The organism is Lactiplantibacillus paraxiangfangensis, assembly GCF_036246185.1.
GTDB lineage: Bacteria > Bacillota > Bacilli > Lactobacillales > Lactobacillaceae > Lactiplantibacillus > Lactiplantibacillus paraxiangfangensis.
The window spans coordinates 77,095-97,965 of sequence record NZ_BTPW01000005.1; the positions used below are offsets into that span (position 1 = coordinate 77,095).

Sequence of the window (20,871 nt, forward strand, 5' to 3'; positions counted from 1 at the left end):
AGAATTACATGGAAAGCAAAGAACTTTTAAAATTAACCGTTGAAGCAGCTGATGATAAGCGCGGTGAAGACATCGTCGCATTGGACGTTGCACAAGTCAGCTTAATGGCCGACTATTTTGTGATTGTTTCAGCAGATTCCAAGCGGCAGGTTCAAGCAATTGCTGATAATATCGTCGATTTTGTCCGGCAAGCCGGTTCAGACGTTAAGAGTGTCGAAGGTCGTACGGCTGGAGAATGGATCTTAGTTGATGCGGGCGACGTGATCGTGCACATCTTCCAAAAGGATGCCCGGTCACATTATAACTTGGAAAAGTTATGGTCGGATGCGCCATTGGTTGACGTCCAACAGTGGGTCAACGCATAAATGATTTATCAAACGTTTGCCGAACTTTACGACGAACTCTTCGATCCAGCCATGTACCAGCAATGGCTGGATTTTGTGCGTCGTGAAATTCCTGACCAAAATGGACAATTATTAGAACTCGCATGTGGGACCGGTCGTTTGGGGGTCTTATTGGCCCAAGGCGGCTATCACGTCACCGGACTGGACTTATCAGACAACATGTTGGCGTTAGCGCAAGAGCACGCCGATGAGGCCCAGGTCACGTTGCCGTTATTACAAGGTGATATGCTCGACCTATCCGAAATCGGGACCTTTGACGCGGTAACCTGTTTTGCCGATTCGTTTTGTTATTTACCAGATATTAAAACGGTGCAAAAGGCGTTTGCCCAGGTGGCGAGTCACTTAACGCAAGACGGCAAGTTCTTATTCGATGTCATTACGCCTCATCAGACGGATGATGTTTATCCGGGTTATATGTATAACTATCGGGATGATGAACGGGCCTTCATGTGGACGAGCTATGCGGGTGAAGAACCGCACAGTGCCGAACACGACCTTAGCTTCTTTATTTATAATGAACATAAGGAATCCTTTGATGAGGTTAGTGAATTGCACCATGAGCGTACTTATGAACTACCAGCGTACCAGCAAGCTTTAGCAGCGGCTGGGTTTAGTCACGTTCGGGTAATGGCCGATTTCGGTCGTCAATCACCGGATGACCAAACGACGCGTTGGTTCTTTGAATGCCAGAAGTAGATTAGGGGAGGTGGCCAAATGCGGGCCGTTGGTTTAATAACTGAATACAACCCACTGCATAATGGCCACCGCTACCATCTTCAGCAGGCCAAGCAATTGAGTGGTGCTGACTGCACGGTTGCGGTGATGAGCGGCAATTGGTTACAACGTGGTGAGCCGGCTATTTTAGACAAGTGGACGCGCACGCAATTGGCACTCCAAGCGGGGGTTGACCTAGTGGTTGAACTTCCCGTTTTTTACGCCACTCAGCCCGCGCACCTTTTTGCCCGCGGTGGGGTCGAAATCTTAGGCGCTTTAGGCGTTGATAGTCTCGTTTTTGGTGCTGAGCACCCGGAATTGGACTTTGAGCGTCTGACGACGGCGTTAGCCGAGCATACGGGCGCGTTTAAGCACTACAACGCCACCTACGCGACCCAGTTCAACGCAGCCTTAAAAGCAGCCACTGGGGTCACGCTGACGCATGCGAATGATATGCTTAGCTTTTGTTATTACGTTGCTAATCAGCGTCTAGCGCATCCCATGACCTTGATCCCGATTCAACGGCAACACGCCGATCACGGGGAAGCGGCGATCACTGATACGCACTTCGCAAGCGGGACGGCAGTTCGCAAGGCGGCCTTTGCCCAGCAGTGGGACGCGCTAGCTGGAGTTGTGCCGGAAAGTACCTTACACCAGTTACGGACGCAAAGGTTGCAACGCTGGGATGACTTTTGGCCGTTATTACAATATCAACTTTTAACGGCCAGCATCGCGCAAAGCGGATCGTATGACCAAATGGCGGAGGGGCTTGAGTACCGGATGCATGAAATGGCTCAAACTGCGACTGATTTCGATGACTTTATTCACCAAGTCAAGTCTAAGCGGTACACGTACACCCGTTTGCAACGGGTCTCAACCGCGGCACTCTTGCAACTGACACAGGCGGAGGTCCAGCGAGCGCAGACCCAAAACTACGTTCGCGTTTTGGGATTTAACACTACCGGTCAAGCTTACTTACACCAAGTCAAAAAATCATTGTCGTTACCACTATATACAAAAATTAATAAAGATTTGCGGCTACACGCCCTTAGCTTAGATTACCGGGCTGGGCGGGTCTACCAACTGATTAACGGGGCTTCACAAGACCTTTATCGCAAACCATGGCGATTAGATGAGTCGTTCGGTTGACCTGTCGCCACTTTCTTGGTAGAGTAGTGAACGTTGATGGGCTTTTTTAGCTGTCAAGGAAAAAACATTGACAAAGAATTTTTACACAGGTATAATTTATCACGTTGCATTAGGAGGTCTTTAAATGAAATGGTCACTTTCACAGCTGAAAAGCTACCGTGAAGCACCACTTCAGTTTGATGAAGCGTTGGATTTAAAACATCCCCTGATGACGCGTTACCCAGAAATTATTGACGTTAAGTCCGTTCACGCAAAGGGCTACGTCAGTTATGATAAGGATAACGTTTTAATCTCAGCGACGATCGACGCAACGATTACGTTGCCATCGAGCCGGTCGCTGACGCCAGTTGACGTTCCGCTGGCCTTTCAAATGACAGAATATTATGTCCCAGAGGGAACTGACTTGAGTCGGTTTGACGAGGAACAGGATACGGTAATTATTTTACCGGAAGATGATATTTTGGATTTTGATGTCGCTGTGGAGGATAATATTTTAATTCATATCCCCATGCAGATTCTTTCTGAAGCTGAGTTAGACGGTGGCCCAATGCCAACTGGCAAAGGGTGGGAAGTCTTAACCGAAGACGACCTTGCCGATCAAGCTGCAGAACTTAAAACTGTTGATCCGCGTTTAGCTAAATTGAAAAACCTGTTCCCTGATCAGGAAACCCAGGATTAAATTAGCTAAACCTATCAAAACATCACATTTGTGAAATTATTTTAAGGAGGTGTTCGTTGATGGCTGTACCTAAGAGAAGAACATCAAAGATGCGTAAACGCAACCGTCGTGGTCATATTAAATTGGCTACGCCTAATTTGGCACCATGCCCAAATTGTGGTGAATTACGTTTATCTCACCGTGTTTGCCCAAGTTGTGGATTCTACAACGGCAAGCAAGTCGTTAAAGTAAACAACTAATTTTGATTAGCTGATGAAAAACGTCAGTGCGGCCATGGCGCATGACACTTTTCTTTACAATCTAACGATTTTAAAAACTCGCTTAGGCGAGTTTTTTTGTGTCTTCATTTATTTATGAGGAGATTGCCGCTTCCGGTGGTCCGCCACGTGAGTTTGCCGTGGGGTACGGCCTGAGCCTGAAAAGCGGTCTCAGTCCTCGCTTTGATGCTTTGCCCAGCCCACAAATCATCAAAGTCGCCCCGTGTTGTCAATCCGACAAGTTCAAATGCGTCGGACTGACAACGCCTTCACGGCAACTCACGTGGCGGACCACCTGCAGCTACATAGTAGGTTAAAACGTAGATAGCGATTACATTGCCTAATTTACGGGCTTTGAGTATACCGGACTTAATCTAAAAAGTAGTTGCGGGTTGAAACTAATGACGCTATAATTTGTTTGATGATTATAAAAATATTTATATTTATTTAGGATTGATCATCAAAAAATAAAAGGATGTGCGGGAAAATGGTTAAATCACGAAGCAAGAAGTTAATTACTAGCTTTATGCTAGGGGCTGCTCTGATGGGGACAGGGTTGACTGCTGGATTAGTTTATAGCAATGCCAATCAACCGGTAACTGCGGAAGCAAAAGCGAAGACTAAGAAGGTTGTCATCAAGAAAGAAGTCTGGAAGGATGGCGCTTGGCATTCATTAACTGTTCGTGTACCATACGGAAAGACAATCACTGCCCCTGTTGTAAAGTATAAGGGGTACTTAGATATTATGGATGGTGGATATGTAAGTGTCGGAGTGGACTCAAAAGGCAAAAGAACTCATTTAGGTGTTAATCAGTATGTCTTTGTAAAGAAACTTTCTGCTAAAACTCAAAAAGCCAATGCAAAATCAAAAAAAGCAGTTACGGCTAATGGGGGGCTCGTTTATACAAAGGGTGGTAAAGATATAGCAGTACCGTATACGGTTAAAGGACTTGTTGGGACATTAGTAAAAACCTCTGTACCAAAAGTTGCCGGATATACGTCTAATGCAACCACTATGAAAATAGGAATTTTACCTAAGGGTTTTATAGAGCCATCAAAGTATTACACGGTTCCATCAAAGTATATTCATTATACGAAGAACTCCTCCTTTGGTTATAAAGCCACTAAAGTGAAAGCCACTAAATCCACTAAGTCTGGCAAACTAAAAGTTAAAGGCACTTTTGCTATTCAGAATAAGAAGAGTGCCAACAAGCACGCGGCGACTTACGCCGTTATTACCGACTACAAGGGCAATACGCATGTCAAATTAAACAGCAAGAAAGCCTTCAACAAGTCCATCAAGAAACGGGCTGCTGCTAAGAAAGTGACTGTTATGGCTGCTTACCGCACTAAGAAACATAACAGTAAATCATACACGTATCACATGCTTTCCGTTCCTAAAAAAGTAACGGTCAAAGCAACTAAATAATCAGCTAAATTAAAATCCGTTGTTCAATGTGGTTTCACATTGGCAACGGATTTATTTTGGTTATTGCTACGGAGGACTGCTGCTGTTCAAAAGGATCGTCGCTTAATTCGAACTCAAGGTTTTAATATAAGTAGCCCCCCATGCGTCCATGGCCTGAATGATTGGAATGAGGCTGGTGCCCAAAGCTGTCAATCGATAGCTTGTCTTGATTGGGCTAGCAGTTAGATCGACCGTCTTGATGATGATTTGATCTTGGCTTAACTCTTGTAACTGTAGTGCTAACATTCGGCGGGTACAACCAGGCAAGGTGTTTAATAACTCAGTAAACCGCAATTCACCGGCCTTTAATCGGCATAAAATGATGGATTTCCATTTTCCAGCTAGAATTTTCAACGTTGTGTCTAACGGACAAACTTCACCGTGCCGCGTTTGCATTTCAAAAGCCGTCATTCCTAAAGCCCTCCATGTATAAAGTTAATTTACATTGAATTATACTGCGGCAAGGTCTTGACGGGGCAACTGTGCGTCATGTTTATTCAGTTACCACACGAGGTTACAAAAAATTCCCGTATTGTGTTTGGCGGCCAATCTCGTAACAATAGCGTTAAAGGGAGTGGCGTCGATGAACCTTACGTTGAAAAACCGCTATTTAGTGGGTGGACTATTCTTAATTGTTTTTATGATTGGAGCCGATTCTTTTATTATTTCGCCGTTATTACCAGCAATTGAACGGAGCTTTCATATTTCAGTGTCCCAGGCGGCGTTAGCGGTCACCAGTTATGCTGTCTGCTATGCAGTGGGCGCACCATTGATTGGGCCGCTTGGTGATCAATTTTCCAAGCAAAAGCTATTGTTATTAGGTATCAGCATTTTTTCCTTTGGGAGTTTAAGTTGCGCTTTGGCGCCAACCAATGGCTGGTTTGAAGTGGGGCGTGCGGTGGCCGGATTCGGTGCGGCGATGACCCTCCCGAATGTGTGGGCCTTGATTGGTGATACGTTCAAAGGCCTACAGTTGAATGCCGTGATGGGAATGACGATGGCGGCCTTGTCACTTTCAATTGCCATTGGCGTCCCGCTAGGCGCTGGGTTGGCACAACTGGCTAATTGGCGGTTAGTCTTTGGGGTGTCAACGGGTCTCACGTTAGTGGTTGGTGGTATCTTAATTTTGGTTATTCCACGTTCAGCCCCGATAATTGTCAAACGACACTATTTTGCGAGTTACCGGCAACTAGGTCGATCGGTTAAGGTTTGGCGCGCGTTAAGTGTGACCCTGACGTGGATGTTTGGTTTTTATCTGCTTTACACGTTTTTAGGGACGTTTTTGAACGCGTCGTTTCAGTTAAATACCGCACAAGGTGGGATCGTTTTTACGGTGTATGGTTTTTGTAACTTTTTAGCAAGCTTTGTTAGTGGCCGAGTGATGACTCATTTGGGACAGCGGCGAACGGTCGTAATTAATGGTGGTCTATCCGTTCTGATTATCTTAGGGCTCACTATTGGGCAACACCAGTTGTTAGTAGTCATAGTGGGGCTTGGCGCGTTGGCCATTGTTCAGGGATTAGGAGTGACGGCGTTAAATACTTTTATCGTTAGTCTCTCACCACAGGGACGGACCACCATTATGGCGTGCAACAGTGCCTTACTATACTTAGGATTAACGCTCAGCTCACTAATTGGGGGGCGAATCTACTTGGTTAGTGGTTTCACCGGTATTGGTATTTCGGCAATGGTTGCGCTAGGGTTAGCCGTTGCTATAATGGGTCGTGGTAAGCGTTACTTGAATGATTAGTCCGCGAAACATTAAGATATTAATGTTTTTATATACAATCGGTTGATGACTCACTATAATAGGGGTGTTATGTAAAAATTGGTGAAATTGACCAAGGGGAAGGTCGGATAAACGATGAAAAAAATGACACAATTAGTCACGAGTCTATTGGCTGGCGTTACGCTTGCAGGCGCTGCAGGCTTGATGGGGACTAGCGTGAAGGCGCAAGCAGCTACTTCACAAACGGTGACCCAAAACGTCAAAGTGACGACACTGAAGGGCTTATCAAAGAGCTACGTGGTCTTTAAAAACGTGACGGCGACGGTGAACGGCGCGTCCGTTGATGCCAAAGTTCCAGCCGTTAAGGGTTACGTTGCCAATAACGGCACGTATTCTTTTAAAGCGGTCATGAAAAATGGCAAGGCGACGATTGAACCCGTCGCACAACCGAGCTACTTTGATTTGCATTATTATCGCGTTGTGAAAAGTCAAAAGTCGAGCAAAGCCGTTAAACGGACGGCCCACGTTTTAATTTATAAAAATGGGTTGTATGCCAAGACGTTGAAGGTCAAAGCCATTCCAGGTACGACGTTTACGATCAAGACGCCTAAAATCAACGGTTATAAAGCTGACATGAAGCGGGTTCGCTTAGGGATGAACGCTAAAAAGGCCCAATACGCCGTTAATAACGTCACGATTCCGACTTATACTAAAGTGAAGTATGGTTACCAAGTGAGCCAGCTAAGTGCAACTAAGACTGGCAAGACGTTGAAGGTCAATGGTAAAGTTGCCACGACTAAGAATACCGCAAAACATGCGGCTAAATACGTCATCATTACGGATTATAAGGGTAAGAGCCACGCTAAGTTGACGAAGAACCAAACGTTTAAGAAGACGCTCAACAAGCGTTCTGCAGCTAAGCACGTTTCAGTCGCTGCGGCTTACCGGACCAAGAACAGTAAACAAAAAAATGGTAAGACGACTTACACGTATCACGCCTTATCAGCTAAGAAGTACGTTGCGGTCAAAGCCGTTAAATAAAGCTGATTTAGCCGGTATTTCAGAGGGATAAAACTTCTGGGACACCGGTTTTTGAGTCCACCAAATTAGGTGACAATTCCTGTAAAATGAAAATTACTTTCTTTAGAAAATGTAAAAAATGAAATTAATTTTATAATTCACAGCAATTTGCTTTAATAAACCGCTTTTTTTTGGTACGATAGTTGCGTAATAAAATTTGGGAGGTTATTAACTAATGAGTAACGAAAAACCACAAATTGGTGTCATTGGGATGGCCGTCATGGGCAAAAACCTGGCGCTAAATATTGAAAGTCGCGGCTACAAAGTCGCAATCTTCAACCGGACCGGATCAAAAACTGAAAAGGTCATGCAGGACCACGCTGAAAAGCAATTGGTTCCAAGCTACAAGATTGAAGACTTTGTCGCTTCACTTGAAACGCCACGGCGCATCATCATGATGGTCAAAGCCGGCAAACCAACTGACATGGTGATTGATGAATTATTACCATTGTTAGACAAGGGTGACGTCTTAATTGATGGTGGGAACACCAACTTTAACGACACGATGGCCCGGAATGCCCGTTTGGACAAATCAGGAATCAACTTCATCGGGATGGGTGTTTCCGGTGGTGAATTAGGTGCCTTACAAGGCCCTTCATTGATGCCAGGTGGCCAAAAGGAAGCTTACGACTTAGTTGAACCAATCTTGAAGAAGATTGCGGCTAAGGCGCCTCAAGATGGCGAACCATGTGTTACTTACATTGGCCCTAACGGTGCTGGTCACTACGTTAAGATGGTTCATAATGGGATCGAATACGGTGACGAAGAGTTAATCGACGAAAGCTACAACATGATGCGTAACGTGGCTGGTTTATCCGTTGACGAAATGTCCGAAGTCTTTGCTGACTGGAACAAGGGTGAATTAAGCAGTTACCTCGTTGAAATCACCGCTGATATTCTATCGCGGAAAGATGACATCGGCGACGACAAGACTAAGCCAATCGTTGACATGATCTTAGACCGTGGGAACAACAAGGGGACTGGTAAGTGGAGTTCCGAAGACGCGTTGAACGTTCAAGTCCCACAATCAGTGATTACTGAAGCCGTTTACGCTCGTTACATCTCCATGATGAAGGTAGAACGGGTTGCTGCTTCTAAGAAATTAGCTGGACCAAAGGGTGACCTTAAGTTACCAGCCAAAGAAGAATTGGTTGAAAAGATTCGCCAAGCCCTCTACTTCAGTAAGATCATGAGCTACGCGCAAGGCTTCGAACAACTTCGTTTTGCTTCTAAGCACTACGACTGGGATTTGAAGTTCGGTGAATTAGCTCAGATCTGGCGTGCCGGATGCATTATCCGGGCCCAATTCTTACAAAACATCACTGATGCTTTTGATAAGAAGCCAGATTTAAACAACTTGTTGATGGACGACTACTTTGCTGATATCGCAGCTAAGTACCAACAATCAACTCGTGACGTCTTAAGCTTGGCTATCCAAGCCGGCGTACCAATGCCTTCATTCAGTGCTGCCATCTCGTACTACGATTCATACCGGGCAGAAGTTTTACCTGCTAACTTGTTACAAGCACAACGGGACTACTTTGGTGCACATACCTACGAACGGACTGACCGCGACGGGGCATACCACTACACTTGGTACAAAGAACAATAAATCGTTAATAATGAAAAGTCTCCGCATTTGCGGGGGCTTTTTTTTGGTCGTTAGTCTAATAAAATTGAACCCAGTCCGGCTGTCGCTGATAACATGCGGTCGTGGGACCGGGTTAAGCCTGAGAAACGTCTTGCCCCTCGCCCGGAACACTTGCAAAAAGCGCAATTGTCCCGGACCGTCCGTGGCCTAAGACCGGGAAAACACCGGTCAAAAGCCACCTGCACGACCGATGCTATCAACGACGGCCTCCGATTATCCGACTAAAATAGCAATAATACATTTGTTTTAGTGGAATTAAAAGGGGGTGGAATGCTGTATCGGTTTTGCATCGGGGTCTCGTCCACCATAGAACTCAATTCTGCCCGACGGAGTAGCTAATATAGCCATTATGGTGTTGATATTATTTTTAATCTGTAGTCATTAGCTTTGTTTAGAACGTACGTTCGTGATAAAATGAAAGTATGATGATCAATAGAGCGGGGGTGTAGTATGCGACAAGAGTCACTTTTTAATCCGGAACACGCCGCCAGTAGCCCACTGGCCTACCGGGTGCGACCCACTAATTTAGACGGTTTTAAGGGGCAAGATCACCTCTTAGGGCCGGGCAAGTTGTTACGGCAACTGATTGCTGAAGACCAGTTACCATCCTTGATTTTCTGGGGTCCCCCGGGGGTCGGTAAGACAACGTTAGCGGAAATTATTGCGCAACAAACGGAGTCACATTTTATTACGTTTAGTGCGGTCTCAAGTGGGATTAAAGAGATTCGAAAAATTATGGATGAAGCGGAAGCCAACCGGGATTTTGGTGAGAAGACCATTGTTTTTATTGACGAAATCCATCGGTTCAATAAGGCACAGCAAGACGCCTTTTTACCGTATGTCGAACGTGGCAGTATTACCCTGATTGGGGCGACAACTGAAAACCCATCGTTTGAAATCAACGCTGCGTTACTGTCGCGGTGTAAAGTCTTAGTCCTAAAAGAGTTGTCGACGGATGCGTTAATGCAGATCCTGCAGGCCGCCCTCGACAATCCCAACGGTTTTCCTAATTTAAAAATAAACATGCAGCCCGATACGTTGCCCCTGATTGCAGAATTTGCTAACGGAGATGGCCGGATGGCGCTAAATACGTTAGAAATGGCCGTTTTAAATGGGGAACGTGATGGGCAGCAAGTTACCATCACGGCCGCGGGACTATCCCAGCTGATTAATACCAAATCGTTACGTTACGATAAAAATGGTGAGGAACACTATAACATCATTTCGGCGTTACACAAATCGATGCGTAACAGTGACGTCGACGCGGCCATTTATTGGCTGATGCGCATGTTGAACGGGGGCGAAGATCCCCTCTACATCGCACGGCGGTTGATTCGCTTTGCTAGTGAAGACGTGGGGTTAGCCGATCGCCAAGCGTTGCCGTTAACGGTGGCTGCGTACCAAGCCTGCCAGTTGATTGGGATGCCGGAATGTAACGTTAACTTGACGGAGGCAGTGACCTACTTAGCGTTAGCGCCAAAGTCCAACGCGTTATACGTTGCGCAGTCTAAGGCGAATGCGGATATCAAAGCGACCGGGAACTTGCCGGTACCACTGCAAATTCGGAATGCACCGACAAAGTTGATGAAGAATTTAGGTTACGGGGCGCATTATCAATATGCGCATGATACCGATGATAAATTAACGGATATGCAAACCATGCCGGAAACGCTGAGTGGTCACACGTATTATGAACCGACTGATCAGGGACAGGAAAAGGCTTGGCACCAAAGATTGGCAGCCATTAAGCAGTGGCATACGCATCATCCGAGTTCAGATGATGAGAAATCGTAAAGACCAAATGAATTGAATTTTAAGCTTTTCCTTGTAAAATTAGATTTATATTAGGAACTGCCTAAATTTCTAGTGTATGAAATTTAGCTTATTCATGTTAAAATAACATGTTGTATAATGTGAATGCCAGTAACTGCGCTAAAAGTGCAGTTATGCAAGGTTCTTAGATAAGTTGAATATTAGGAGTGACTAAAAGTAAATGAGTCGGATATTAATTATTGAAGATGAAAAAAATCTCGCGCGGTTTGTTGAGCTTGAATTAAAGCACGAAGGCTACGATATTCAAGTTGAATATAACGGTCGTAAGGGGTTAGACGCCGCCTTAGCTGAAGATTTTGATGCCATCTTACTAGACTTGATGTTACCAGAATTAAATGGGTTGGAAGTTTGCCGGCGTGTTCGCGAAGTTAAGAATACCCCAATCATCATGATGACGGCCAGAGATTCCGTGATTGACCGGGTTTCCGGTTTAGACCACGGTGCCGATGACTACATCGTTAAACCATTTGCGATTGAAGAATTGTTGGCGCGCTTACGGGCACTTTTACGGCGCATCGATTTGGAAAGCGAACAACAAAGTACGAAACAAACGACGGTCACTTACAAAGACTTGACGATTGAAAAGGAAAATTTAGTCGTTAAGCGTGGTGACGAAGTCATTAATTTAACGAAGCGTGAATACGAATTATTATTAACGTTAATGGAAAACATCAACGTCGTCTTAGCACGTGACGTTTTATTGAATAAGGTTTGGGGCTACGAATCAGAAGTCGAAACTAACGTGGTGGACGTCTACATTCGTTACTTACGGAACAAGATCGACCGGCCAGGTGAAAAGAGTTATATTCAAACAGTTCGTGGGACAGGATACGTGATCCGTTCCTAATGACTGACCAAGCTGAGGATCAAGTGATGCCGAAGCAACGAAAACGTTGGTCGTTAAAATGGAAATGGGCGCTCGGGACCGCAATTGGGACCGCGCTCATTTTTATTTGTTTTTCAATGCTGGTCTATAAGAGTTTCACGAACCTCTTATTGCGCCAGGAACAACGTGACGTTGTTAGTGCCATCACGACGGTACAACAGTCTCTACGGACGGAGCCCAAGGGCCTGACCATTCACTCGGTTGCCGCTAAGTTACAACCAGAAGCCAGTGTTGAGCCAGCTTCAGGAATGTATGAGCGGAAACGGGGCGCCATTCAAGGAAAAATCTTTTCGGATTCAGAGTTAACGGCCCTATCACGGACCAACCTTGCCGTCACGGTCTATGATCCGCACGGGACGACGCTATACATTTCACGCAAAGATTCCCACGAATTTCAGAAAAGTACGAAGCGTCAAGTCAGCATGGTCGGACGTGGGCACGCGGCTCAGTTAGTGGGGCGGGCACCGATTCGCGCAACGGCCACGCATAAACTGATTGGTTATGCGCAAGTAACGGATAGTTTGTCCGATTATCACAATACGACGTATAACTTAGTCTGGATTTTTGTTGTCATGACGATGATTGCCATCTTTGGCGCAACGCTACTGGGTTACTTCTTGGCGGCCTTCTTACTGCGGCCAATGCGTCAAATCAAAGAGACCATTAACGCCGTCAACGCCGATCCCCAAACGGATTCACGTGTGCCTGATTTGCGTCGGAATGACGAACTGTCTGATTTAGCCGTTTTGTTCAACGACATGTTGGACCAAATGCAACGCTATATCACGCAGCAGCAGCAATTCGTGGAAGATGTTTCCCACGAACTGCGGACGCCGGTCGCCATTATTCAAGGTCACATGGAATTATTGAACCGGTGGGGTAAGGATGATCCGCAAGTCTTGTCCGAATCGCTGGCAGCGAGTTTGTCTGAAACTAAGCGGATGCAGAGCTTAGTTCAAGAAATGTTGGACCTGTCCCGGGCTGAACAGTTGGAAATCAACTTTAGCCACGAGACGACTGACGTGCAAAAACTCGTCACTCAAGCGTTTAACGACTTTAAGATGATTCACCCAGACTTCCGGTTTACGTTTGATGACGACGTTAAGAAGCCCGTTTATGCGCAGATTTATCGCAACCACTTGGAACAGCTACTAATTATCTTACTGGATAACGCCGTTAAGTATTCGACGAAACGCAAGGAGATCCATTTGTCCCTTTCGACGGACATTCGCTACATCGAAGTCGCGGTACAAGACTTTGGTGAAGGAATCTCCAAAGATAATCTGGACCGCGTTTTCAACCGTTTCTACCGGGTCGATAAGGCGCGTAGCCGCGATAAGGGTGGTAACGGACTAGGGTTGTCGATCGCCCAACGGTTAGTTGAAGGGTACCACGGTAAAATCAGTGTGGAATCGGTCGTTGGCCAAGGGTCGATCTTCCGCTTCCACTTACCGATTTTGCGTGACCCTGAACTCTTAGCAGAAGCCCAAGCTGAAACGGATAAAGTTGAAAAAATTGCTAAAACCGAGTTACCGGTGGGAATCAAGCCGGCGATTTACAGTAAAGATGAGCCCCCGTTAGATGATCATGAACACGATGATGGGGATACGAAGTCATCTAAATAAACATTTCAGCGAAAAGCTGTCGGAAATTCTTATTGATTGAGAATTTTCCGGCAGCTTTTTTTATCATGAACACAAGTTCAATGTTATTAAATTAATTATGTATGTTTATGTTAGAATTAATTAAGGCGTTATCGTAATCGCGGGGAAACGACTATGACTAGTAAATAACGTTGTATTTAATTTTTAAGAAACAATTTTATGAGGAGTGTCGGGCATGAATTTGAAGCAACACGTCGCGTTAGGTATGGCGTTATTAGGGAGTGCGGCGTTGATTGGGACGAGTACACAACCAAACAACGTTGTCGCAAGCAAACGTCGGGGAAAAAAGGTTACCAAGGTTAGCAAGACTTATCGGACAAAGGCCACCAAGGTGAGTCATAAGTCGTATTATTCGCTAAGTAAAACCGGAAAGACTTACAAATTGAGTGGTTCACTCAAAAAGCCAGTTTTAAAGGCTAACCACACGTTGAAGCAGTATGTAAAAACGACGTGGACCCGCTCCAAACAAATGGTTGTCACTAAAAAGGGTAAAAAAGTTCGTTACTATTACGTGACCAACGCCAAGGACCACGCCACTGGTTGGGTCAAGGCGAGTGCGTTAAAGGCCGGGAAGAACGGTCAAGCAACGACGCCTAAGAAAGTGGCGACCAAAGCTTACTATAAGAACGCTAAAGCAGGAAAGATTTACCAATTAAAGGGTAAGAATCGTTATGTGACCCTGAAGAGCGCTCGGAAGTTAGCGGCTAATAAAAAATACACCAGAACGCAAAAGCGTTACGTTTATAAGCACGGAAAAAAGATGACGTATTACTACGTCAAACAAGGCAAGACGACGGGCTGGGTCTGGAGTGGTGATTTAACGACTAAGGCACCTGTCAAAGCCAAAACTAAAGCTAAGGCAAAATCCAAATCGAAATCAAAGGCCAAAGCAAAAGCTAAAGCAAAGACCAAGGCCAAGTCTAAGGCTAAAGCAAAGACCAAAGCCAAAGCTAAAGCAAAAGCCAAGTCTAAGGCCAAGGCCAAAGCAAAAGCTAAGGCCAAAGCCAAAAGTAAACGTGGTTTGACGACGCGGGGCACAACGGCCAATGGGATGACAACGTACCATACAACTGGCGACGTCATTGCACCATACTTGTCGAAAAATTTCTCAACGGTGAAAGTTCCTAACGCCTACTTTGTTAAGAACTACGCTTACCAATATTCGGCAACTTACCACGCAGATCAAACGTTACAACCTAAGAGCGAAACGTTGGGGGTTGTGCGGCACATGGGTGCTAACAGTAACTATGATTTACGTTCAACCATGTACTTGCCATTAGATAGCGCCAATGAAAAGGGACGCAACTCTAACCCGCAAAGTGCCACTTTTTCTAAGGATGACCATTACTTGTACGTCATGTACGTTGATAAAAGCGGGACGGACGCCGATACGCAAAAGGGCTGGGTCATTCGTTATGACTGGCAAAAGCTGACGGCGTTAGGCACGCGGAAGAACGGGCAAATGGAATTGATTCGGCAAGCCGCCGTCGATCAGTATCATGATCGGGTAACGAGCCAAGATCGGGCCATTTTAAATTGCATTAAAGTTGGACCAACGTTTAATTCAGGTCACGCGCAGTCATTGACGTTGAACCCGAAGACCAACGAATTATGGTTCATTAAAGATCATAAATCAGGTGTCAAAGCGACGGTTGAACGATTAAACGCCAGCACTTTGAAGCCGGACGCTGCGGTCAACTTTACGTTGAAGTCCACGTTAAGCATGGGTGGCGTTTTAGCCTTTGATAACGCTGGGAATGCTTACTTCTGGACCCATACGGTTGCGGCTTGGCCAACAGCACCAGTTAACTCTGCTAAGATCTATAAGGGCCAAATCAGTACGAAACGGGTTCGGTTCAGCCTGGTTATGCAAGGCTTGAGCAAGGGTCCTGGTGAAATCGTCCAGTCCATGGGTTACAACCAAGCCAATAAGCGGTTGTACCTCGTGTCTAACGGGAGTATCTTCTCCGTACCGACAAGCAAGTTGGGCCATTTGAAGTCGAGTGACGTTAGTGCCACGAACTTCACTGGTAAACGGGAATTTGAAGGGGTTGCCTTCATGCACCGCAGCAATTCAGGCTACGTCTTGTTAAACCGGGGACCAGCGCTTTTCCAAATGAATAACAAATAAACTTTTATCATGGTTGCTAAAAACACTGATTTTAGGATTAGTGTTTTTTGTTTCTAAGTATTAATTTTTGTAGGGAGTGTCAGGGATGAATTTCAAACAACACGTCTTTTTAGGCGTCACGTTGTTAAGCAGTGTCGCGGTGATTGGGGCTAGTGTGCAATCAACGACCGCAGCCGCAAGCAAACGACGGGGGAAAAAGGTCACTAAAGTTAGCAAGACTTATCGAACTAAGGCGACTAAGGTGAGCCATAAGGCGTATTATTCGCTAAGCAAAACCGGAAAGACGTACAAGTTAAGTGGAACGCTAAAGAAGCCCGTCTTAAAGTCTAACCACGCGTTGAAAAACTATACGAAGACAACGTGGACGCGTTCTAAGCAGATGTTTGTGACTAAAAAGGGCAAAAAGACGCGCTACTACTACGTTAAAGCTGCCAAGAATAAAGCGGCTGGGTGGGTCAAAGCAAGTCAATTAAAAGCCGGTAAGAATGGTCAGGCAACCACCGCCAAGAAAACGGCCGCTAAAGCTTATTATAAGAACGCAAAGTCAGGTAAGATTTATCAGTTAACGGGTAAGAATAGCTACGTGGCCTTTAAGCAGGGCGTCAAGCTGGTTGCTGACCAAAAATACACAAGAACGCAAAAGCGGACGGTTTATAAGAAGAATAAAAAGACCACGTATTACTACGTTAAAGCTGGGAAAACGAAGGGCTGGGTCTGGAATGGCTATTTGACGACTAAAGCGCCCGTTGTCCCCGAACCAACAGTGAGTGGTCTAACGACGCTTGGTGAAACGGTTGACGGCATCACGTCTTACAACGTTGCCGGCAATACGATCGATCCGTATAAATCGGAAGACTTTTCGACGGTTGACGTTCCGAGTGAATACGCCTTGGCGCGATATAAGTATCAATATTCCCCAACGTACAAGGCAAAGAAGACCCTTCAAACTAAAAGCGAAACGTTAAGCGTTGTTCGCCATACTGGTGCGGACAGCGATTACGCTTTGACGTCGACGATGTATTTGCCCTTGGACAGTCAGTCAACAAAGGGGATTAATTCCAACCCTCAAAGTGCGACGTTCTCTAAAGATGACCATTACTTATACGTGATGTACGTGGATAAGAGTGGCAAGGGGAATGACGCTCAGATGGGGTGGGTCATCCGCTATGACTGGCAAAAGTTGACGACGTTAGGCACGCGAAAAAACGGGCAGATGCAGTTGATCCGCAAGGCTGCCGTTAACCAGTATCACAATAAGGCGACGAGCAAGGATAAAGCTATTTTGAAGTGCATCAAAGTTGGGCCAACCTTCAACACTGGTCACGCACAGTCGTTAGCGTTGAATCCGCGGACAAACGAACTATGGTTTGTTAAGAAGCACCAAGCGGACGACCAGTCGACGGTTGAACGGTTAAATCCAGAGACATTGAAACCAGATGCCGCGGTTAACTTTACGTTGAAATCGGGGATGCACATGGGTAGCGTCTTAGCGTTTGATAATGATGGGAACGCCTATTATTGGACCCATACGCTTTCGGCCTGGCCAACGGCACCGCTAAACTCGGCCAAAATTTACAAAGGGCAGATCAGTACTGACCGGGTTCATTTTAACTTAGTCATGCAAGGACTCAGCAGGGTACCAGGAGAAGTTGTCCAGTCGATGAGCTACAATGGCGCTAATAACCGCTTGTACCTCGTGTCTAATGGTAGTATTTTCTCGGTTCCGGTGGACAAACTCGGGCAATTAGATGCCAGTGACGTTAGTGCCACGAACTTCACGGGTGACCGTGAGTTTGAAGGCATGATGTTCATGCACCAAAGCAATCAAGGGTTCGTCTTGACGAATCGTGGTCCCGCCATCCTACAAATGACGGATAATTAAGCAAAATATTTGGGTGAAATTTAAATAACCGTTCAGGAATGTGACTTATTTCTGAACGGTTATTTTGCTCAAAATAGGTATCAAAAGGGCTCACTATTCACTTGAGCCGGTTTTCACAAACACTAATCTTTGTTATAGTGGAAGTGCAGTAAATTAATTCGGGGGGCGAAACTGTTGACAAACGAAACGGCTTATCGGCCGATGACATTCAAGATTTTCTTGCAATTCATTCGGTTGAATGCAAAAGCAGCTAGTGTGGTACCTTACTTCATTGGTATTTTGTTTTCAATCTATTATTTCCACGCGTTTAATTGGGTAAATTCTTTAATTTATCTAATTGCGCAAGTCGCAATTGCGTTATTTGTAACGGGTTTCAATAACGTGCAGGACTATTATTTAGCCAAGGATATTCATTACCGCGATACTTATAACATCGTTGGTCGTGAACATTTATCACCACGGCGATCAATGAACATGATGTTGGCCATGTTAGCAACAGCAATTATTTTAGGTCTCGTGTTGGTCTTTAAGACGAACCTGTTGTTACTCTTTATGGGGGCGGCCGCAATTGGTGTGGCGGTTTTCTATACGTACGGCCCAGTGCCATTCTCACGGTTCCCATTGGGTGAATTATTGTCTGGTTGCGTTGAAGGCTTTGGGGTATTTTTCCTGAGCGTTTATATGAACGTTGCGACGTCCGTGTTAGCGGGCTTCACCTTTGACTGGCCAAGCTTTGCGGTCGTTGGAAACTTACAAAATATTTTGGTGATGATTCTAGTTGGGCTACCAGGAATTTTCCTAGTTGCAAACATTATGCTTGCCGACAATATTTCCGATTTACAACAAGATATCCGCAATGAACGGTACACGGTACCTTACTACATCGGGACGAAGCGGTCATTGCAGGTTTACGATACGCTAGCATTGCTCGGTTATATCCCCGTTATCATTAGCGTCATCTTACAGATTTTGCCAATTTATCAACTCTTAGTATTACTAGTATTACCTAAGATTTTGAAAAATATTCGGGCCTTCAATGCGGAACAAGTTAAGGAAACGACCTTTAACACCGCACCACAAAACTTGATGATGTTTCAAGGAATGCAATTAGTAGGATTGATTTTAGGAATTATCTTTTAATTAAAATCGTCATTAAGACGGACAGGCGCTTCTCATTGAAGCGGACTGGCCGTCTTTTTTGTTGTTGTATCAATAGCTAGTCCGGTTGTCGCTGATAACATGCGGTCGTGGGACCGGTCCAAGCCTGGGAAACGTCTTGCACCGATCCCGGAATGATTTTTATTGCCGGCTAAAATAATTTTAAAAAGTTTTCTTTAACGAGTCTTACTGAGCACTTTTCGGGTAAGATAGAAGTAATTACTAGAGATTGAAGAGTAAAAATTTATGTTTAGCGAAGTCGGCAGAGTTGGTGTGCTGTGTCGGCAATATCAGACGGCGGTTCTTAGCCGACGGATATTGCGGGGCAATTCAAAGACGTGGGTTTTCGGCTTTGAATTGAGGTTGCAGACCGTCCTTTGGCTACGACCGTCCCCCCACAGCACATCAACTCTGACCGACGGAGCGGTTAATTTAGGAGCCGCTTTTACTGGGCGGTGCGGTAACGATTTTAAGTGTTTCAATTTTTAGGTAATGACTGAAGCTTGAAAGAAGTGAAGTAGCGTATGTTGAAGGACGAACAAATTGTATGGGCCATTCATCAAATGGAAAAAGAAATGGGGCCGGTGGGGCCTTCCCTGGATTCACGGACCCCGTTTCAGTACTTGGTGTCGGTGATTTTAAGTGCGCAGGCCACGGACGTATCGGTCAATAAAGTGACACCGGTGTTATTTGGCAAGTATCCGGAACCTAAGGATTTGATGGTGGCGGACGTCACCGATGTTGAGCAAATCATTAAAAGTGTTGGCTTGTTCCGGAATAAAGCTAAAAACATTATCAAAACGGCTCGAATCGTCCATGAAGATCTGCATGACGTGGTGCCAACGGATCGCAAGGGTATCATGGCCTTACCGGGCGCTGGTCGGAAAACGGCTAACGTGGTCTTAAGCGATGTCTTTGATCAGAATACGTTTGCGGTGGATACCCACGTCTCGGCAATTTCTAAACGGTTACACTTTGTCGACCAGGCCGCGTCACCACTACAAGTTGAACAAAAAATCGTTGGGGTGCTGGATCCTAAAGAATTGCACCAAGCCCACCATACGATGATTGAATTTGGACGCAAGTACTCCATGAAACTCACACCCGATCGGGAAGTTTGTCAGTTGATTATTGACTGCGACAAATTAAACGAGGAAAACGAGTCTGGATTGTAAATTAATAAGTGTACAGAAAAACGGCATCCCGATGAAATAATCGAGATGCCGTTTTGTTTGTCTTAAAGAGTTAACTAGTTGCGGTGATGGCGTTGCTGTTTACCAGCATTACGACCTTTGCCAGGCGCTTGGTTACGTGGCTTAGGATTAACGTCACTTTCAGTTGCGTTAACTGGCTTAGCTTGTGCAACTGACGCTGGGGTTGGGGTCTTGATGGGGTGCTTCTTCAGTTCAGCTTCAACTTCGCGCCGAATCCGTGGGCGGAAGAAGTTGATGATGAGCGTTTGTAAGCAGGCGAATAACCCACCAACGAAGAAGTACAGCCCTAAACCAGCGGGTGCTGACATGGACACGAATAAAATCATGATTGGACTCATGACGAGCATCATCCGCATTTGCTTCTTTTGATCATCTGGCAAACCAATCATTGAAAGGTAGCCTTGAGCCAAGTAAGACAAGAAGGCTAAGATGGCCAAAAGTAAACTGGATTTCCCTAAGGAGATCCCCATGAACGTGGCACTTTGCAACTCAGGTGAGAAGCGGATGGCATAGTAGAGGGCTGAGAAGACGGGCAGTTGAATCAACAATGGTAAACAACCGATCCCACCAGTCATGCTAATGCCGTTTTGCTTGTAAAGCTGCATCATTTCGTTACTGATAGCAGCTTTTTCTTCCTGCGTTGTCGCGGCTTTTTGCCGGGCTTGAATCTTTTGCATCTGCGGTTTAACGGCAGACATTTTTTCTTGTTGGTACGTGGACTTGCGTTGCTGACTAATCATCATTGGTAAAAGTACTAATCGCACGATGACCGTCAAACCGATGATTGCCCAGCCATAGTTATTGCCTAAGATGTGTGATAGCCATTGCATAACGGCTTGACCAGGACGTGCTAGGTAGTCGTAGACAAAGCCGTATGGTTTCCCAGACTTAGTTGTCTGTACACAGCCACTCAGAAATAACGTCAGCGTAGTTAACGTCAACGCTAATGTGAGGCCTTTTTTAGATTTCAAT

At 45.5% G+C, this 20,871-nt stretch carries 18 protein-coding genes; 16 read left to right on the forward strand and 2 right to left on the reverse strand.

Annotated features, from left to right (window positions below; all coding sequences use genetic code 11):
* Positions 1–8: 8 nt before the first annotated feature.
* From rsfS to AAA939_RS03705, 6 genes are all read left to right on the forward strand, one after another.
* Complete coding sequence (rsfS, locus tag AAA939_RS03680; RefSeq protein WP_057706144.1) at positions 9–365, forward strand: ribosome silencing factor; 357 nt, start codon at positions 9–11, stop codon at positions 363–365.
* The gene (locus AAA939_RS03685; protein ID WP_338209054.1) at positions 366–1,100 is read left to right on the forward strand and encodes a class I SAM-dependent DNA methyltransferase; all 735 of its coding nucleotides are present in this window, start codon (positions 366–368) and stop codon (positions 1,098–1,100) included.
* Positions 1,101–1,118: 18 nt separating this feature from the next.
* On the forward strand, positions 1,119–2,267 hold the full coding sequence (locus tag AAA939_RS03690; RefSeq protein ID WP_338209055.1) for a nucleotidyltransferase: 1,149 nt from the start codon (positions 1,119–1,121) through the stop codon (positions 2,265–2,267).
* A gap of 124 nt (positions 2,268–2,391) precedes the next feature.
* Positions 2,392–2,946, forward strand: coding sequence for a YceD family protein (locus AAA939_RS03695; RefSeq protein WP_338209057.1), 555 nt, complete (start codon positions 2,392–2,394; stop codon positions 2,944–2,946).
* 59 nt (positions 2,947–3,005) lie between these two features.
* Complete coding sequence (gene rpmF / locus AAA939_RS03700; protein ID WP_338209059.1) at positions 3,006–3,185, forward strand: 50S ribosomal protein L32; 180 nt, start codon at positions 3,006–3,008, stop codon at positions 3,183–3,185.
* Between the two features lie 505 nt (positions 3,186–3,690).
* The gene (locus AAA939_RS03705) at positions 3,691–4,632 is read left to right on the forward strand and encodes a hypothetical protein (RefSeq protein WP_338209061.1); all 942 of its coding nucleotides are present in this window, start codon (positions 3,691–3,693) and stop codon (positions 4,630–4,632) included.
* A 102-nt stretch (positions 4,633–4,734) separates the two neighbouring features.
* On the opposite strand, the gene AAA939_RS03710 is transcribed toward AAA939_RS03705, so the two are convergent.
* Positions 4,735–5,082, reverse strand: a complete 348-nt coding sequence (locus AAA939_RS03710) for a winged helix-turn-helix transcriptional regulator (RefSeq protein ID WP_338209063.1) — start codon at positions 5,080–5,082, stop codon at positions 4,735–4,737.
* 172 nt (positions 5,083–5,254) lie between these two features.
* Here AAA939_RS03710 and AAA939_RS03715 point away from each other — a divergent pair, with 172 nt between their 5' ends.
* From AAA939_RS03715 to AAA939_RS03760, 10 genes are all read left to right on the forward strand, one after another.
* Entirely contained in the window at positions 5,255–6,421 is a 1,167-nt protein-coding gene (locus tag AAA939_RS03715) for an MFS transporter (RefSeq protein WP_338230490.1), read from the forward strand.
* 114 nt (positions 6,422–6,535) lie between these two features.
* Positions 6,536–7,441: a hypothetical protein gene (locus AAA939_RS03720; protein WP_338209067.1), complete on the forward strand. Its 906-nt coding sequence runs from the start codon at positions 6,536–6,538 to the stop codon at positions 7,439–7,441.
* Positions 7,442–7,655: 214 nt separating this feature from the next.
* Complete coding sequence (gene gndA / locus AAA939_RS03725; RefSeq protein WP_338209069.1) at positions 7,656–9,092, forward strand: NADP-dependent phosphogluconate dehydrogenase; 1,437 nt, start codon at positions 7,656–7,658, stop codon at positions 9,090–9,092.
* 489 nt (positions 9,093–9,581) lie between these two features.
* Positions 9,582–10,925, forward strand: coding sequence for a replication-associated recombination protein A (locus AAA939_RS03730; protein ID WP_338209071.1), 1,344 nt, complete (start codon positions 9,582–9,584; stop codon positions 10,923–10,925).
* Between the two features lie 199 nt (positions 10,926–11,124).
* Complete coding sequence (locus AAA939_RS03735) at positions 11,125–11,811, forward strand: response regulator transcription factor (RefSeq protein ID WP_003638551.1); 687 nt, start codon at positions 11,125–11,127, stop codon at positions 11,809–11,811.
* On the forward strand, positions 11,811–13,475 hold the full coding sequence (locus tag AAA939_RS03740; protein ID WP_338209079.1) for a HAMP domain-containing sensor histidine kinase: 1,665 nt from the start codon (positions 11,811–11,813) through the stop codon (positions 13,473–13,475). The genes AAA939_RS03735 and AAA939_RS03740 overlap by 1 nt, the downstream gene beginning before the upstream one ends.
* A 214-nt stretch (positions 13,476–13,689) precedes the next feature.
* Positions 13,690–15,645, forward strand: a complete 1,956-nt coding sequence (locus tag AAA939_RS03745; protein WP_338230492.1) for a hypothetical protein — start codon at positions 13,690–13,692, stop codon at positions 15,643–15,645.
* 85 nt (positions 15,646–15,730) lie between these two features.
* Entirely contained in the window at positions 15,731–17,527 is a 1,797-nt protein-coding gene (locus AAA939_RS03750) for a hypothetical protein (protein ID WP_338209083.1), read from the forward strand.
* A gap of 171 nt (positions 17,528–17,698) precedes the next feature.
* A complete protein-coding gene (locus tag AAA939_RS03755; RefSeq protein ID WP_338209156.1) occupies positions 17,699–18,667 on the forward strand; it encodes a UbiA family prenyltransferase in 969 nt (322 codons plus the stop codon).
* Positions 18,668–19,209: 542 nt separating this feature from the next.
* Positions 19,210–19,860 carry an endonuclease III domain-containing protein gene (locus AAA939_RS03760; RefSeq protein ID WP_338209084.1) on the forward strand — a complete coding sequence of 217 codons (651 nt, stop codon included), beginning with the start codon at positions 19,210–19,212 and terminating at the stop codon, positions 19,858–19,860.
* Between the two features lie 74 nt (positions 19,861–19,934).
* Here the strand turns inward: AAA939_RS03760 and yidC are convergent, their stop codons facing one another.
* Positions 19,935–20,870, reverse strand: a complete 936-nt coding sequence (yidC, locus tag AAA939_RS03765) for a membrane protein insertase YidC (RefSeq protein ID WP_338209086.1) — start codon at positions 20,868–20,870, stop codon at positions 19,935–19,937.
* Between the last annotated feature and the right edge of the window lies 1 nt (position 20,871).

Coding starts and splice junctions, on each gene's coding strand:
- rsfS (WP_057706144.1), top strand. CDS start 9: ATGGAAAGCAAAGAACTTTTAAAATTAACCGTTGAAGCAGCTGATGAT.
- AAA939_RS03685 (WP_338209054.1), top strand. CDS start 366: ATGATTTATCAAACGTTTGCCGAACTTTACGACGAACTCTTCGATCCA.
- AAA939_RS03690 (WP_338209055.1), top strand. CDS start 1,119: ATGCGGGCCGTTGGTTTAATAACTGAATACAACCCACTGCATAATGGC.
- AAA939_RS03695 (WP_338209057.1), top strand. CDS start 2,392: ATGAAATGGTCACTTTCACAGCTGAAAAGCTACCGTGAAGCACCACTT.
- rpmF (WP_338209059.1), top strand. CDS start 3,006: ATGGCTGTACCTAAGAGAAGAACATCAAAGATGCGTAAACGCAACCGT.
- AAA939_RS03705 (WP_338209061.1), top strand. CDS start 3,691: ATGGTTAAATCACGAAGCAAGAAGTTAATTACTAGCTTTATGCTAGGG.
- AAA939_RS03710 (WP_338209063.1), bottom strand. CDS start 5,082: ATGACGGCTTTTGAAATGCAAACGCGGCACGGTGAAGTTTGTCCGTTA.
- AAA939_RS03715 (WP_338230490.1), top strand. CDS start 5,255: ATGAACCTTACGTTGAAAAACCGCTATTTAGTGGGTGGACTATTCTTA.
- AAA939_RS03720 (WP_338209067.1), top strand. CDS start 6,536: ATGAAAAAAATGACACAATTAGTCACGAGTCTATTGGCTGGCGTTACG.
- gndA (WP_338209069.1), top strand. CDS start 7,656: ATGAGTAACGAAAAACCACAAATTGGTGTCATTGGGATGGCCGTCATG.
- AAA939_RS03730 (WP_338209071.1), top strand. CDS start 9,582: ATGCGACAAGAGTCACTTTTTAATCCGGAACACGCCGCCAGTAGCCCA.
- AAA939_RS03735 (WP_003638551.1), top strand. CDS start 11,125: ATGAGTCGGATATTAATTATTGAAGATGAAAAAAATCTCGCGCGGTTT.
- AAA939_RS03740 (WP_338209079.1), top strand. CDS start 11,811: ATGACTGACCAAGCTGAGGATCAAGTGATGCCGAAGCAACGAAAACGT.
- AAA939_RS03745 (WP_338230492.1), top strand. CDS start 13,690: ATGAATTTGAAGCAACACGTCGCGTTAGGTATGGCGTTATTAGGGAGT.
- AAA939_RS03750 (WP_338209083.1), top strand. CDS start 15,731: ATGAATTTCAAACAACACGTCTTTTTAGGCGTCACGTTGTTAAGCAGT.
- AAA939_RS03760 (WP_338209084.1), top strand. CDS start 19,210: ATGTTGAAGGACGAACAAATTGTATGGGCCATTCATCAAATGGAAAAA.